The sequence below is a fragment of the Planctomycetota bacterium genome (genome assembly GCA_021414025.1).
Classification (GTDB): Bacteria; Planctomycetota; Phycisphaerae; order Phycisphaerales; family SM1A02; genus SYAC01.
Map to the genome: position 1 here is coordinate 772,610 of JAIOPG010000002.1, position 13,522 is coordinate 786,131.

Genomic DNA, 13,522 nt, shown 5'->3' on the forward strand with positions numbered 1-13,522 from the left:
CTGGACATTGGTCCCATCCTTGTCGGTATTAAGATCGAAGTGCCATGGCGGTTCCAGCAGGTAAAGCGTCTGCCGCCCACAATCTTCTGCCTAGAACCGTGGATGAAGTCCGGCCCTGACTGGCACAACGGACCACCCTTATGCTGGACGCTGCCAAATCTTTGGCGGGATTGCATGACGCGTCGCCAAAAGTCCGTCGCATCGATCATGTCGGAGGGGTGGAATTGGATGCGAAACAATGTTTCTGCTTTGGTTGCGAAGCACTATGACGCTGAACTCCGCGGACTGAAGGAGTGGCAGCCTGAATGGGATTTTTGGGGCCATGGGGCTAAGGGCGTAATCGAATACAAGTCGGAACAGCGACAATGCCGCGCAAACAACATCGCTCGGAAGCGACAAGGAGCAAAGTAAATGTCAGAACTATTGAACCCGATATCCAAAGTTATTGATCGAAATGAAAAAGTGCTAGATCGAACCCAGGAGGCAATCCGCGCAGCCGACACCAAGACGGGGATTCTCGTGGCGGTAGCAACCGCGATGGTTGGCGCTACGTTGCTATGCATTCCAGCGCCGGAGTATCGAAATTCCAATATGTTGATCATTGCCTTTGCCGCGATCGCGTTACCTGTCTTCCAAATGATGTGGTGTCTCCACACCACCATCCCTCATAACAACGCAAAAAAAACATCATTGATCTACTATGGTGAAATCTGCCAGAAAACGCTCGAAGACTTTGTGAAAGATGCTGCCAATGCCGACGATGTTGTCTATCAGGAGGATCTGTTGAATCAGGTTCACCGCAACAGCCAAATCGCTTCGGCAAAGCATGGGCATCTGAAAATCGGCTTGGGAATGATGTGGTGGGCCATCCCCATATGGGGGGTTCTCACATGTCTGCTGTTATATCTAGGCACAAATTCGTCTCCACTCGGCCCAACGACACCATTTTCAATCCGAAGTTGCAACTCATACATCACAGCAATAAACGTGCGTGGCAGCGGCGGCGACATGGACACGAGCCCCTGCTACTAAGAGGTTTTCGATGGGAATGACACAAGACCTTAGTGCCGAAGTCAATAAAATCATCAAGGAAACTTGGTCCACAACGGAAGGCCGCGTTGTTCCTGAAGCCGAGAATATCGAACTCGGCAACAAAGGCGTGACGCTCGATGCCACATGCCTGTACGCGGACCTTGCTGAAAGCACGAAGCTCGTCAACACCCTCCATCCGCAGATAGCCGCAGAGGTGTATAAGTGTTACCTAAATTGCGCGTGCCGGATCATCGGTAGCCAAGGCGGCGTGATTACAGCGTTCGATGGCGATCGGGTAATGGCTGTTTTCATCGGAGACACAAAGAACACCTCAGCTGTGCGGTCGGCGCTCGCAATCAATCACGCGGTCGTCAAGATCATCAATCCCGCTTTCAAGGACCACTATAAGGAGAAGATCGGGGATTACGAGGTGAGCCATTCGGTGGGAGTTGATACCAGCAAGGTCCTAGTCGCCCGCACTGGCATCCGCGGCTCCAACGACCTCGTATGGGTAGGACGTGCAGCAAATTACGCAGCCAAGCTCTGCACACTGCGAAACGGATTTTACGCCACCTGGATAACCGGAAGCGTCTACGACGGCATGAAAGGCAGCGTGAAGGTGACACCGGACGGGACCAAGAACATGTGGGAGGAACTAGTCTGGAAAGCACAGGGCGACCTAAAGATCTATCGGTCCGCGTACCACTGGAGTCTTTGATTTACGAAGGTGCGGGACATCAGAAGTAACGGCCTCCCCGATTTACCATGTAATCTTTCGTCATGAGCCCCAGCCGCCGCGGTTTCTCACTGACCGAGATCCTCGTGACTCTCACGATTCTTGTGATCCTTGTCCTGCTGATCGTCTACGCATGCGTGATAATGAGCCGCATGTCCAACAATCTGGTGGGACAACAGAAAAAGCGCACGATGGCTCCTGCAACATCACGCGTTGAAGTTCTTTGCTAACTGAATCCCCATAGGATCACGCCATGAGCAGCGCCGGCCCATCGTGGACCCCCGATCAATTGCAGGCTGAGTCCCCGGCAGGCGCGGCGACTCCGCACGAGTTGATCGGAGCCGCAAACTCATGACACCGACGGCAGACACGCTGGCTTGTGAGCAGTGCATGCCCATCCATTCCGCGCGATTGCGCTTCCTCGACCGGTATCTCACGCTGTGGATCTTCCTCGCGATGACCGCGGGAGTGCTGCTCGGGCGATTCGTTCCCGGCGTGAAAGCCGCCGTCGACTGCGTGACTGTCGGCACCACCAACATCCCCATCGCCATCGGGCTCATCCTGATGATGTTTCCACCACTGGCCAAGGTGCGGTACGAGGAACTTCCGAAGATATTCGGCGACTGGAAGATCCTCGCGCTATCGCTCTTCCAAACCTGGATCGTCGCCCCAACGCTCATGTTCGCGCTCGCGGCGATCTTTCTACATGACAAGCCCGAGTACATGCTTGGCCTGATTCTGGTGGGTCTGGCGCCTTGCATCGCGATGGTGCTGGTGTGGAATGACCTGGCCAAGGGAAGCCCGGAATACGCCGTTGGATTAGTGGCTTTCAACAGCATCTTTCAAGTACTTTTTTTCGGCGTCTACGCGTGGGTGTACATGACGTGGCTGCCGCCTTTGGTGGGGCTGCATGGAGTGGCCGTGGACGTGAGCATGGCGAGCATCTTTAAGAGCGTGCTCCTGTACCTGGGCATTCCCTTCATTGCCGGAATGTTCACGCGGATGATCCTCCGGGCGATCAAGGGCGACGCGTGGTATACGCGGAAATTTCTTCCCCGCATCTCGCCCATCACGCTGGTCGCGCTGCTCTTCACCATCGTGGTGATGTTCAGTTTGCAAGGTGACCGCATCGTTGCAGCGCCGATGGACATCCTGCGGATCGCCGTGCCGCTGGTGCTCTACTTTGTCATCATGTTCTTTGCGTCGTTCTTCATGGCCCGCCGCGTGGGCGCGGACTATGAGCGATCGGCCACGCTCGCCTTGACCGCAAGCGGGAACAACTTCGAGCTGGCCATTGCGGTGGCAATCTCGGTCTTTGGGATCACGTCGGGCATGGCCTTTGCCACTGTCATCGGCCCGTTGGTGGAGGTGCCGGTGCTGATTGGCTTGGTGAGCGTGTCGCTGTGGCTTGGGCGGAAGTTTTTCCCTGGCCAACTCTCTGGAAACGCAGATGAAGAATCGCTGACGGGTCCGATCAAATAGGATCACGCCATGAGCAGCGCCGGCCCATCGTGGACCCCCGATCAATTGCAGGCCGACCCGCACTCCGACCCCGCGAAGGCGGAGCGCGTGCAGAGCATGTTCACCGCGATCGCCCCCACCTACGACCTGAACAATCGCATTCACTCGTTCGGTCTGGATCAGGCGTGGCGACGGCGCACCGTGCGCGAGGTGGCCAAGCGTCTCGCCTCGCCGGATCATCGCACCGCTGGCGATGCGGCCAAGCGACTTAAGCCGCTGCTGGATAAAAAAGTTCTCGACATGGCCTGCGGCACCGGCGACCTCACTGAGCTCTTCCGCAAGGCTGGCGCTCTGGCCACCGGCGGCGACTACACGCCGGCGATGCTGGAGATCGCCCGCGCGAAATCCGCCCGGCACGACGGCGCGGACCCTCGCATTCTCTTCGTCGAGGCCGACGCGACGCAACTCCCCTTCCACACCTCCACTTTTGACGCGGTCACCATCGCCTTCGGCCTGCGCAATGTCTCCGACCCCGCCAAGGCGATCGCCGAATTCTTCCGCGTGCTGCGGCCCGGCGGCGTGATGGCGATTCTCGAATTCGACCAGCCCTCATCGCGCCTCGTGCGCTTCGTCCACAATTTCTACACGCAGCGCATCATGCCGCTCACCGCGACCGCGATCGCCCGCGACCGCTCCGGAGCGTACAAGTACCTGCCGCGCAGCGTGAGCACCTTTCTGACTCCGCAGGGAATTGCGCATCTGGCGGCGGCCTCCGGCTTCGAGCGCATCGAGCACCACTCGCTCACCTTCGGCACCTGCGCCCTCACGCTGGCCAGCCGCCCCGCCCTATGATGGCCGCGAGCAATGCCATTCGACTCGCTGACCTACGCGTGGAATCACTCGGAACTGCTCCGCCCCGCGCTTGAGGGCCGCTTCGCCGCCGATTCGCATTCGGGCTGGAGCCGCCTGGACACCAGCTTCGACCATCTCACCGAGGCCGTGAAGCCGCTGACCGGCGCCATCGTCTGCGGCATCCATTCCGAAATCCTTGGCGTGCGCGTGCCGCACGCCGACATCGCCCAGGCCGTCGCGCAGGATCCCTTCCGCCTCATCGGCTTCGCGGGCATCGATCCGCTGTCCGGTGATTGGATCAAGCAGCTCGCCGCAGCGCGCAAATTGAGCCTGCATGGCGTCTGCGTCTGCCCCGCGGCGCAGGGCGTGCACCCCACACATCCCGAGGCGATGAAACTCTGGGCGAAGTGCGAGGCGGAAGGCCGCCCTGTGATCTCGCTGCCGCTGGGTTCCGCCAGCGGCTCGACGCCAATTGAGTTTGGCCATCCGACCGCGTGGGATGAACCCGCGCGGCAGTTTCCAAAGTTGAAGATCGTCATCGGCGGCTTCGGCTGGCCCTGGATCGACGAGTGCCTGGCGATGCTGGTGCGCCACCCGCAACTCTTCACCGAAACGTCGCTGCTGGTGCGGCGCCCCTGGCGATTGCTGCCGACTTTGGCCGACGCCGAATCCCTTGGAGTGCTGGAGCAGGTCCTTCCCGGCAGCGGATTCCCCTTTCTTTCGCCCAGCGCGGCGCTGCAGACGATTCTGACGGTGAATCGCTGGGCCAACGAGGCCGGTCCGCGCCTGAGCCCTGCCTCTCTGCGGGGAATCACGGAAAGGAATATCTTCAAGACGCTGGGCGTGAATCCGCCGCTGCTGGCGCCCAAGGACCTCGCTTCCGACATTCCTGAAACACTGCTTTGAGAATTTCATTCCGCGCATTCGAAGAACTCCACCCATGAAATTGCTCCGACCAACCCTGCTGCTCGTCGCGATCTCCCTGATCGGCTGCCTTGTCGCGGGCTGCTACAGCTTCCAGTGGCCCTGGTCCTCGGGCACGAATTTGATCACGGCGGGCCTGGCGGAGAATCCGATCAAGCTTCCCTTCGATCCCAAGCAATGCTTTTACTCGGTCGAGCCTGCTCATACCTCGTTCTTCCTGAGCGACCTGGCACCGGATGAGTTCGAAGATGCCGAGTTTCTGACCGGCCAGGTGATCAACATCGAACTGCTCTGGGAGCCCAAGCCCGGCTACACGCCGCTGGATCCCACCACCACCAATCTGGCGATCCGTCTGCTGGTTTTTTCAAATGGCGAGGCGGGCCTCTACGGCGGCGGCGGTTTCGCCTGGCCCAAGGGAACGCCCGGCGAGACGGACATGCAGCTTCAGATCACCGGCAGCAACCTTTCGCTGCTGGCCAAGACCAAGGGTTTCGTCGACCTGTTGAGCCCCGGCGAGATGCTGGGCTCCGTCGATGCGAGCATGAACGAGCAGGCTTCAGTCCGCTTGCGGCGCACCGCGAGCCAGATCATCTCCAACAAGCTGGGCGTGGTGCGCTGGGTGGACGCGGCGCCGCCGGCGAACCTCAATCTGGCTTCGACGGACCGCTGACATTTCCCAGGATGCGCTGGGCGATCTCAAGCATTTGCCGCGTGCAGGCGGACATGGGCTCCGGCACGTCCGTGGCGGGCACCAATTCCATGCTCTGATACTCCCAGTTGGGCGGCGCGTCGGGCGGCTGGACCATTCGGAGCTCGTGAACGATCTCCCACGTCGAGACGACCGGATCATGAAAGAGCGCGTGCGCGACGGCTCTGCTCTGGGATTGCACGCCGCACTCTTCCAGCAATTCACGCTCGATGCCGATCGCGGGATCCTCGCCCGGCTCCACGCTGCCGGCGGGAGCAAATTCCCATTCGTTCGGATAGCTGGCGCAGCGTTGGCTGCGCAGCCCAACCAGGCACTTGCCCTGCCAGTGCGCGACCGCCCGCGTGCCCAGACCCGTGAAGCCGCTCTTGAGGCCGGCCGCCCGCACCGCGTTCATGCGGTAGGTGGTTCGCGCCACGTGGATGGTGGCGCCGCCGTGGCCGTCGCGATGGACGCCAATCACGTGGAAGACCGGACCGTCGACCAGTTTCGGATTGCCCTGGCAGAGTTGCCGCCAGGCGTCGTCGATTGACCGCGCTTCGCACGTCGCGTTGAAAGGCTCCTCCACCACCACGATGCGCGGCGGCCGGCGCAGCCAGATCAGCCGCTGCGATGTGCCCGTTGATGGCGGCGGCTTGGACAAGGCGCGTGGGCGGGCCGGGTCACGCCCGCGCGACGGCGTCGGGATCGTCCTGCAGATACTCCTTCGGCTTGTAGAGCAGCACCACAAAGACAAAGAGCACGGTGGCGCCGATCATGAGCTTGGTGAAGAACCAGTAGTAGTCGGCTCCAATGAGCGTGGAGTTGCCGTTGGCGTCCATGGTGAAGCGATTGACCGCGGCCGTGAACAGGTTGCCCAGCGAAACCGAGAGCAAATAGAAGCTCATGATGAGCGACTTCATCTGGGTCGGCGCCTGCGTGTAGCTGAACTCAAGGCAGGTGATGGAGACCAGCACTTCCGCCGCGGTGATCACCACGTAGGCCAGCAGCTGCCAGCCGACGGTCGGCCAGTTGGCCCGCTGCGTGGATCCATCCTTCATCACTGCCACGCCGGCGGTCACGATGGGATTGACGATCTCTTCGAGCTGCTTCGCCGAGGGAGTGGCCGCGATCTTCTCCAGGTCGACCGCGGTCGCGTTCTGCTCACCCTCGCGCATGGCCTTGCAGGTCGCCACGACGTCGATCTTGCCGGCGAGGCACGCGGGAGTGACGACCTCGCGAAAGTGCGCCTCCTCCTTGTCGATCAGCCCCTGGGCGTAGCCGGTGATTCCAAAGGCCAGCACGGTCAGGGCGAATCCCATCAGGATCTTGCGCAGCGGTGTGAGTTTGAAAAGTTTGCCCATCACCGGATAAATGACGTAGGCGAAGAGCGGGATGTAGATCAGGATCAGCAGCGGATTGATCGCCTGCACCTGGCTCTCCAGCCAGACGATGCCCATGAAATTCAGGTTCATCTGCTGGGCCTGCTGCACCCACGCGCCGCCGCTCTGGTCATAGAGCGACCAGAACATCGCCACGAAGATGTAGATGGGCACCAGCTTGAAAATGGCCTTCAACCCGGAGAGCCCGAAGGTCTCGCCGAAGTAGCGCATGCCGCGCGGCTGGATGTGCGTGAAGCGCTTGCGCCCCATGAAGAAGACGATGGTGGCGATGGCCATCAGGATGCCGGGGACGCCGAAGGCCCAGCCCGGTCCGTGGTTCTTCAGCAGCCACGGCGTGAGCAGCGTCGAGAAGAACGATCCGAAGTTGATGGAGAAGTAGAACCAGCCGTAGACCTTCTCGAGCAGATGCTTGTTGCGATGGCCGAACTGGTCGCCGACATTGGCGGAGACGCAGGGCTTGATGCCGCCGGAGCCGATCGCGATCAGCAGCAGGCCCGCCACCATCCAGCTCTTGGGCTCCATCGAGGCCTCAAGCGCCGCCGGCGGAAGATCGATCAGTGAAAGGCACAAGTGGCCCAGGCAATAGACGATCGAGAGCGACATGATGGTGACGTACTTGCCCAGGAAGGCGTCGGCGATGATGGCGCCGATCACCGGGAAGAAGTAGGCGCTGGCGACGAAGAGGTGCATCCACTCGCGGGCCTCGGTGTCGGTCATGTAGTTGGGGATCGCCTTGGCCGAGAGCAGGTACTGCGTCATGAAGACCACCAGGATGGTCTTCATGCCATAGAAGGAGAATCGCTCGGCGGCTTCGTTGCCGACGATGAAGGGGATTCCCCCGGGCATCTTGTCGGTGTCGGTGGGGACGGTTCGATATTTGCTGGCCATGGTCAAGGAAGTGTAAAGAACTTTGCGCGGAGGTGCACCGCGCGTCCGCTGCACCGCGCCGACCCGAGTCACATGGGCGCGCCCGCGCGGGCGCTACTCCCCCGCCTTGACGAAGGTCATGCTCTTGAGGTCCTTGGTCACGCCGGGGAATTGCAGCACGTGGTTGTGCATCACCACGTAGACCCCCGGCGCCAGGATCTGCACCGCCAGCAGCGCCTCGGTGAGGTTCTGCGTGGCGTCGGTCTTGCGCAGCTCCCACGGGCGCATGGCCCCGGTGAAGACCACGGGTTTCATGGGCTTTTTGGCGGAGCGAAAGCGGGCCAGCGATCGCTCGCCGCTCTGGGCCAGTCGATCGGTGCCGTGCACCACCACCACGCCATCGTGGTCCTGGCATCGCGCCACCACTTCCTCGGCGATGAGGTCGTGATCGGCCTCGGCCATGTCCAGGCTGTCCTTGTTCATCAGCGCGACGCGCGTGACGGATTCAATTCCGCGCAGCTCGAGGTGCGAGAGCATGACATCGAGCACGCTGACATGGTTCTTCAGCGTGCCGCCGAGCTCCTCGTAGGTCTTCTCGATTGTGCCGCCGGTGGAAATCAGTGCGATGCGCTTCATGTCGCGAGGATAGAAAGTTTTCGCAGTCGGCACGGCGCATCAGCCCTCGACCAGGCGCTCCTCGGACGCCAGACATTCGCGGTCGGTGCAGACTTGCAGGCGCACGCTCAGGCGCAACGGCCGCGGCGTGGGGCGCGGCCGCGTCACGACAACGGCGACTTCCACTTGGCCCTCGTAGCCGAGCGAGCCGTCGGTGCAGCGAATCGCGGTTGGATAGCGGCACTCCAGGTTCACGCCTTGGTCGCGAGCGGAGATGTCGAAGTCGCTCAAGACATGATGGCCGCGGTCGATGTCCAGACGCAGCGCGAACTGATCGAAGGAATGATTCAGCGGTACCAGAGAGATGTTCACCGGCGACTTCGCCGATCCGCCGGGAACACGCCCCGGCAGAATCGCGCCGAGTTCCCCCGCCGCGATCAGCGATCGCACCGCGGAAGTCGGCTTCTCGGCGATGTCGCCGCTGGCGCGATCAAGAGTGGTCCAGGCGCGCTCAGCCCACTTGGTGTTCCCCGTCAACTTCGCCAGCGCGACCAGACATTGGGTGATTACACCGGCGCCCGATGGAGTCGCTCCGTCGTCGATCGCGCTGATCGAGGCGATACGACCGCTCTCGTCGGCCAGAGCCTCGACCCATCCGAGTTCGGAATTCCAGAACTTTGTCCACGCGGCATCCACGATCTCGCTTGCACGCTCAAGCCAGCGCGGATTCTTCGTGGCCTGCGAGAGCGCCAGCAATCCGGCGGCGAGGCAGGCGTAATCCTCGAGGTAGCCGGGGCCGCTGAGTTTGCCATCCTTCACCGAACGATGCACAAGACCGTCCGTGGGAGCAAGTTGCTTCATCACATCGTCCGCCGCACGCGTTGCCGCTTCGACCCAGCGCGGCTCCTTCATCAATCGCCCCGCTTCGGCCAAGCCCTCGATGGCCAGGCCATTCCACGAGGCGATCAGCGTGGCGTCCTGACGCGGCGATGGACGGCGCGATCGCTCGGCAAGAAGTGCCTTACGCAAGGTGTCGAATCGCGAAGACCACTGATCCAAATCCACCTTCAGTTCCTTTGCCAACTTCTCCGGCCGCGCCCGCAATTGCAACACGAATTTCGGCTCGTCCTCCGGATGGTGCGGATCTCGGAAGTTTGGCGAGCCCTCCATCGCGAAGGCGTCGACGGCCAGCGCCACTTCGCTCTTCAATCCGGCGAGCTCAAGCGTGCGCTGGATCTCCTGCCTGCTCCAGATGTAATTGAGCCCCTCGCGGCCATCGACCTCGGCGTCGATCGCCGCCATGAAGCCCCCGCTCTTGGTCTGCATCACACCGATCAGAAACTCCGCCAGCTCGCGCGTGACTTGCGCGAGGAATGGATCGCCGCTGCGGCCGGCCTGCCGCGCATAGAGCTGCAGCAATTGCCCCTGGTCGTAGAGCATCTTCTCAAAGTGCGGCACGGTCCACGTGGCGTCGACGGCATAACGATGGAAGCCCCCGTCGAGTTGGTCGCGCACGCCGCCAAGAGCCATGCCGTCGAGCGTGCGGGCCAAGGCCGCATCGGCGCGATCGCCTCCCACTGTCTGCAGGAAGAGCGAAAGCGATGGTTGCGGAAACTTTGGCGCTCCGCCAAATCCGCCATTGATCGAGTCGTGATAGGAAAGCAGGGCCTGCGCCGTGCTTGCTTGCAGCGCATCGTCCAGCGGTCGTCGCTGCGCCCTCAGCTTCAGTTGCGATTCCACCAGCCGCGATAGCTCAGCGGCCTGAGCCTCGATGTCGCTCCGCATGCTGAACCATGCGCCAGATATTTTCCCCAGCAATTCGGGAAAGCTGCTCCGCCCATGCATCGGCCGCGGCGGGAAGTAGGTGCCGGCGAAGAATGGCCGCAACGACTTCGGCTCCAGGAAAACGTGCAGCGGCCATCCCCCGCTCGCATGCCCCTCGGTGATCGAGGTGAAGACCTGGCATGCGGTCATCCACAAGGCATCCAGGTCAGGCCGCTGCTCGCGGTCCACCTTCACGCAGACGAAGTGCTTCCCCATCAGGCGCGCGATCTCCTCATCCTCGAAGCACTCGCGCTCCATCACATGGCACCAATAGCAGGTGCTGTAGCCGGTGCTCACCAGCAGCGGCACGTCGCGCTGACGCGCTTCCGCGATCGCCGCCTCCGACCAGGGGTGCCAAGGCACCGGATTGAAGGCGTGCTGCAGCAGATAGGGACTCGTCTCGCCGGCCAGAAGATTCGGCTCGCCTTTGGGCCCATGCGCCTTCGATGGCGAAGTCGGCTTCATCAGAGCGTTCGCGTCGCCCGGGGATAGCTGCCCAGCACGCGCATCGTCGACACCGAAGGCTTCGCGGTGGCCAAGGCCGCCTGCAGCGCCGCATCGCTCTCATGCGCGTCGGCGTCGATGAAGAAGGTGTAGGTCCAGTTCTCCTGTCCGCTGGGCCGCTTGTCGATGTGGCTCAGGTTCACGCCATGCTTGCGGAAGGAATCCAGCACATCCACCAGGGCGCCGGGGCGATTGGCGGTGGCGAACATGATCGTGGTGCGATCCTCGCCGGTGGGCTTGGCGCTTTCGCGGCCCAGCACCAGGAAGCGCGTGATGTTGTTGTGATGGTCCTCGATCCCCTCGAAGAGCGCGTTCAATCCGAACATCTGCCCCGCCATCGATGAGCCGATCGCCGCGGTCGATGGATCGTTGGCGGCCTCCATGGCGGCCGCGGCGGTGCTGGCCACGGGCACCAGCTTCGCGCCGGGAAATCGCTGGGCGATCCACTTGCGGCACTGCGCGAAGACCTCGCCGCGCGAGCAGATTCGCTTGACCTCCGCAGGCGAGCCCACCGAAAGCAGGCACTGATTCACCAGCACCATCGCCTCGGCGCAGATGCGCACCTCGTGATCCTGAAAAGCGTCGAGCGTCTCCACAATGCCGCCGCCGATCGCATTTTCATAGGGCACCAGCCCGTGGTGGCAGCGGCCGCGCTCGACCTCCTCGAAGACGCTTTCAATGCTTTCCAATTCCGCCAGCTCCACGCTGGAACCGAAATGCCGCAGAGTGGCGATGTGGCTGAAGGTGCCCTTGGGTCCGAGGAATCCGACGCGCAGCGGCAGCTCCAGGCCGAACGAGCCGCTCATCAACTCGCGCCAGATCGCCTCGATGGTGCGCGGCGGCAGCGGCCCGTCGCGCCGCGCCAGCAGGCGGTCCAGCACTTCCTTCTCGCGGTGCGGCGAGTAGATCGCCACGCCCTCGGCGCGCTTGGCGTTGCCCACCTCGATCACGATCCGGGCCCGCTCCTGCAGCAGCTTCAGAAGCTGGTCGTCCAGGGAGTCGATTCGCTCGCGCAATCCCTGCAGCGGCGTTTCCGGCGGCCGCGGGCTTGATTCAGGCTTGGAATTGCTCATGGAAGTGGCGACGAGCATAGCCGCGAGCCGATAGATCAAGCGTGTTCATCCCGCTGCTGGCCCTCTCATGGATTGGATCCTGCCTGTCGATCGGCTGCGGAGGCGTGCTGTGGGCCTTCGGCGGGCGCATCGTTCACCGCGCGGTGGCGGTGGCGGGATTCGTGTGCGGCATTCCCGCCGGCGTGCTGCTGAGCCAGGCGATGGGGATCGAGACGCTTCCCCCCTGGGCCAATGCAATCATCGGCGCCTTCGCGGGCCTGCTGCTGGCACTGCTCGCCTACCGATTCGCATTGGCGATCACGGTCGCGATTGTGGCGATGCTGGCCGCGGGAATCATCTCCGCCGCCGTCATCGACCGCGGGCTGATCGCCTCCGACCAGGCGCGGGCGATTGCCGAGACCCGCGCGGGCGGATTCACCGAGGCACTCAAGGCGGTCTGGACTCCCGCCGACTCCGACGCGGCCACGCTGCAGGAGCAGACCATGGATGCCTACAACCGCTTCTGGAGCACGCTGGATCCGCCGGAGCGCACGCTTTTCGGAGCCTCGATCATCGCCGCGGGCATGGCCGGATTGTTCCTGGGATTCTTCATGCACCGAAGCGCCGAGATGGCCGTCACCGCCACGGCGGGAAGCCTGCTGATCGCGTGGGGACTCTCGGGGATCTGGGGCGATGGTTCGCCGCGCCTCTCGGCGTGGGCCTTCGCGACCACGGTGCTGAGCTTCGTGGGATTCTTCGTGCAACTATTCTCTTCGCACAAGCCGAAGTCCGCGCCCGCGGCGGCCTCCGCGGGCGCGCCGGCGGGTCACGCGGGCAAGGGTGCGGGATGAGTGGCGGCGTGCCCCAATGATGTCACCACTTCAAAAATTCTTTGTCTGGTTGCTGCCTCGCAGCTGGGCCGCGAGCATGGAGGCGGATTCTCGCATGTGGATGATGCGGTGTTCCTGCGGCGTCTCGCGGTCCATCTGGGAGATGGGCGGAATCCGTTGGAAGGCAAGCCGGTCCTTCACCTTCTCCTACATGAAGTGTCCGCACTGCGGCAGGCGCACGTGGCACAGACTCATTCGCAATGGTTCGGCGATCCCGAGGCAGGACGCATGACACTCGGCCGCGTGGCATTGCTGTGCGGTGTGGCCGTGCTGGTGTTGGTGGCCAATGTCACCGCGAGCATTTTGTACATGTTCGTCTACAGCCTGATCATCGACCCTGGACACGATCCGCAGCACTACCACAATTACATTCAGGTTGCCGGGCCGTATTGCAGCATCGTGGCCGGCATCCCGCTGATGTTTGCCGCAGGTTGGTGGGTGACAGGATGGTGGCGGCGGGCGCTCGGCATGCGGCCGGCTTGGGTCGTCTGGGTGGCGTACGCCACGATCGATTTGCTCATCCTGCTCGCGGTAGGCCTGACGTTTGGCGTCGCCGTTTTGTTCGCGATCTCCTTCGGCACCAAGCTGGTGGCGGCGCTGCTCGGTGCCAAGCTCCGACTCGCACGCGCCGCCTAGCGCGGCGCTGCAGCGAACTCGGCCATCGGGATGCAGCAGCA

13 protein-coding genes and 1 pseudogene are annotated in these 13,522 nt (G+C 62.5%); 9 read left to right on the plus strand and 5 right to left on the minus strand.

Translation table 11 applies throughout. The features are described 5' to 3' along the window. The first annotated feature begins 411 nt into the window (after window positions 1-411). The 7 genes from K8R92_04075 to K8R92_04105 all read left to right on the plus strand — a co-directional run bounded on the left by K8R92_04075 (window position 412) and on the right by K8R92_04105 (window position 5,675). The gene (locus K8R92_04075; protein MCE9619069.1) at window positions 412-1,032 is read left to right on the plus strand and encodes a DUF5706 domain-containing protein; all 621 of its coding nucleotides are present in this window, start codon (window positions 412-414) and stop codon (window positions 1,030-1,032) included. 10 nt (window positions 1,033-1,042) lie between these two features. Continuing rightward, on the plus strand, window positions 1,043-1,750 hold the full coding sequence (locus tag K8R92_04080) for an adenylate/guanylate cyclase domain-containing protein (protein ID MCE9619070.1): 708 nt from the start codon (window positions 1,043-1,045) through the stop codon (window positions 1,748-1,750). A gap of 62 nt (window positions 1,751-1,812) precedes the next feature. Further along, the gene (locus K8R92_04085; GenBank protein MCE9619071.1) at window positions 1,813-1,998 is read left to right on the plus strand and encodes a prepilin-type N-terminal cleavage/methylation domain-containing protein; all 186 of its coding nucleotides are present in this window, start codon (window positions 1,813-1,815) and stop codon (window positions 1,996-1,998) included. A gap of 121 nt (window positions 1,999-2,119) precedes the next feature. Continuing rightward, a complete protein-coding gene (gene arsB, locus K8R92_04090; GenBank protein ID MCE9619072.1) occupies window positions 2,120-3,250 on the plus strand; it encodes an ACR3 family arsenite efflux transporter in 1,131 nt (376 codons plus the stop codon). A 9-nt stretch (window positions 3,251-3,259) separates the two neighbouring features. After that, on the plus strand, window positions 3,260-4,081 hold the full coding sequence (gene ubiE / locus K8R92_04095) for a bifunctional demethylmenaquinone methyltransferase/2-methoxy-6-polyprenyl-1,4-benzoquinol methylase UbiE (GenBank protein MCE9619073.1): 822 nt from the start codon (window positions 3,260-3,262) through the stop codon (window positions 4,079-4,081). A gap of 12 nt (window positions 4,082-4,093) precedes the next feature. Continuing rightward, a complete protein-coding gene (locus K8R92_04100) occupies window positions 4,094-4,987 on the plus strand; it encodes an amidohydrolase family protein (GenBank protein ID MCE9619074.1) in 894 nt (297 codons plus the stop codon). A 34-nt stretch (window positions 4,988-5,021) separates the two neighbouring features. Beyond that, window positions 5,022-5,675: a hypothetical protein gene (locus tag K8R92_04105; GenBank protein ID MCE9619075.1), complete on the plus strand. Its 654-nt coding sequence runs from the start codon at window positions 5,022-5,024 to the stop codon at window positions 5,673-5,675. Here K8R92_04105 and K8R92_04110 read toward each other — a convergent pair. The 5 genes and pseudogenes from K8R92_04110 to pheA form a co-directional block, all read right to left on the minus strand. Beyond that, window positions 5,650-6,354, minus strand: a complete 705-nt coding sequence (locus K8R92_04110) for an NUDIX domain-containing protein (GenBank protein ID MCE9619076.1) — start codon at window positions 6,352-6,354, stop codon at window positions 5,650-5,652. The genes K8R92_04105 and K8R92_04110 overlap by 26 nt on opposite strands. A gap of 628 nt (window positions 6,355-6,982) precedes the next feature. Then, window positions 6,983-7,981 (minus strand): annotated as a pseudogene (locus K8R92_04115) (MFS transporter). Window positions 7,982-8,074: 93 nt separating this feature from the next. Next, complete coding sequence (locus K8R92_04120) at window positions 8,075-8,596, minus strand: asparaginase (protein ID MCE9619077.1); 522 nt, start codon at window positions 8,594-8,596, stop codon at window positions 8,075-8,077. Window positions 8,597-8,635: 39 nt separating this feature from the next. After that, window positions 8,636-10,864, minus strand: a complete 2,229-nt coding sequence (locus K8R92_04125) for a thioredoxin domain-containing protein (GenBank protein ID MCE9619078.1) — start codon at window positions 10,862-10,864, stop codon at window positions 8,636-8,638. After that, window positions 10,864-11,976 (minus strand): prephenate dehydratase, encoded by a 1,113-nt coding sequence (gene pheA, locus K8R92_04130; GenBank protein ID MCE9619079.1) that lies wholly within the window; start codon window positions 11,974-11,976, stop codon window positions 10,864-10,866. Before pheA ends, K8R92_04125 begins: the two co-directional genes overlap by 1 nt. 41 nt (window positions 11,977-12,017) lie before the next feature. Here pheA and K8R92_04135 point away from each other — a divergent pair, with 41 nt between their 5' ends. Together K8R92_04135 and K8R92_04140 are read left to right on the plus strand one after the other, a co-directional pair. Then, complete coding sequence (locus K8R92_04135; GenBank protein ID MCE9619080.1) at window positions 12,018-12,806, plus strand: hypothetical protein; 789 nt, start codon at window positions 12,018-12,020, stop codon at window positions 12,804-12,806. After that, window positions 12,807-13,481, plus strand: coding sequence for a hypothetical protein (locus K8R92_04140; protein MCE9619081.1), 675 nt, complete (start codon window positions 12,807-12,809; stop codon window positions 13,479-13,481). Window positions 13,482-13,522 lie beyond the last annotated feature (41 nt).

Excerpts from the sequence above, each read along its gene's own strand:
- K8R92_04075 (MCE9619069.1), top strand. The coding sequence starts at position 412 with ATGTCAGAACTATTGAACCCGATATCCAAAGTTATTGATCGAAATGAA.
- K8R92_04080 (MCE9619070.1), top strand. The coding sequence starts at position 1,043 with ATGGGAATGACACAAGACCTTAGTGCCGAAGTCAATAAAATCATCAAG.
- K8R92_04085 (MCE9619071.1), top strand. The coding sequence starts at position 1,813 with ATGAGCCCCAGCCGCCGCGGTTTCTCACTGACCGAGATCCTCGTGACT.
- arsB (MCE9619072.1), top strand. The coding sequence starts at position 2,120 with ATGACACCGACGGCAGACACGCTGGCTTGTGAGCAGTGCATGCCCATC.
- ubiE (MCE9619073.1), top strand. The coding sequence starts at position 3,260 with ATGAGCAGCGCCGGCCCATCGTGGACCCCCGATCAATTGCAGGCCGAC.
- K8R92_04100 (MCE9619074.1), top strand. The coding sequence starts at position 4,094 with ATGCCATTCGACTCGCTGACCTACGCGTGGAATCACTCGGAACTGCTC.
- K8R92_04105 (MCE9619075.1), top strand. The coding sequence starts at position 5,022 with ATGAAATTGCTCCGACCAACCCTGCTGCTCGTCGCGATCTCCCTGATC.
- K8R92_04120 (MCE9619077.1), bottom strand. The coding sequence starts at position 8,596 with ATGAAGCGCATCGCACTGATTTCCACCGGCGGCACAATCGAGAAGACC.
- K8R92_04125 (MCE9619078.1), bottom strand. The coding sequence starts at position 10,864 with ATGAAGCCGACTTCGCCATCGAAGGCGCATGGGCCCAAAGGCGAGCCG.
- pheA (MCE9619079.1), bottom strand. The coding sequence starts at position 11,976 with ATGAGCAATTCCAAGCCTGAATCAAGCCCGCGGCCGCCGGAAACGCCG.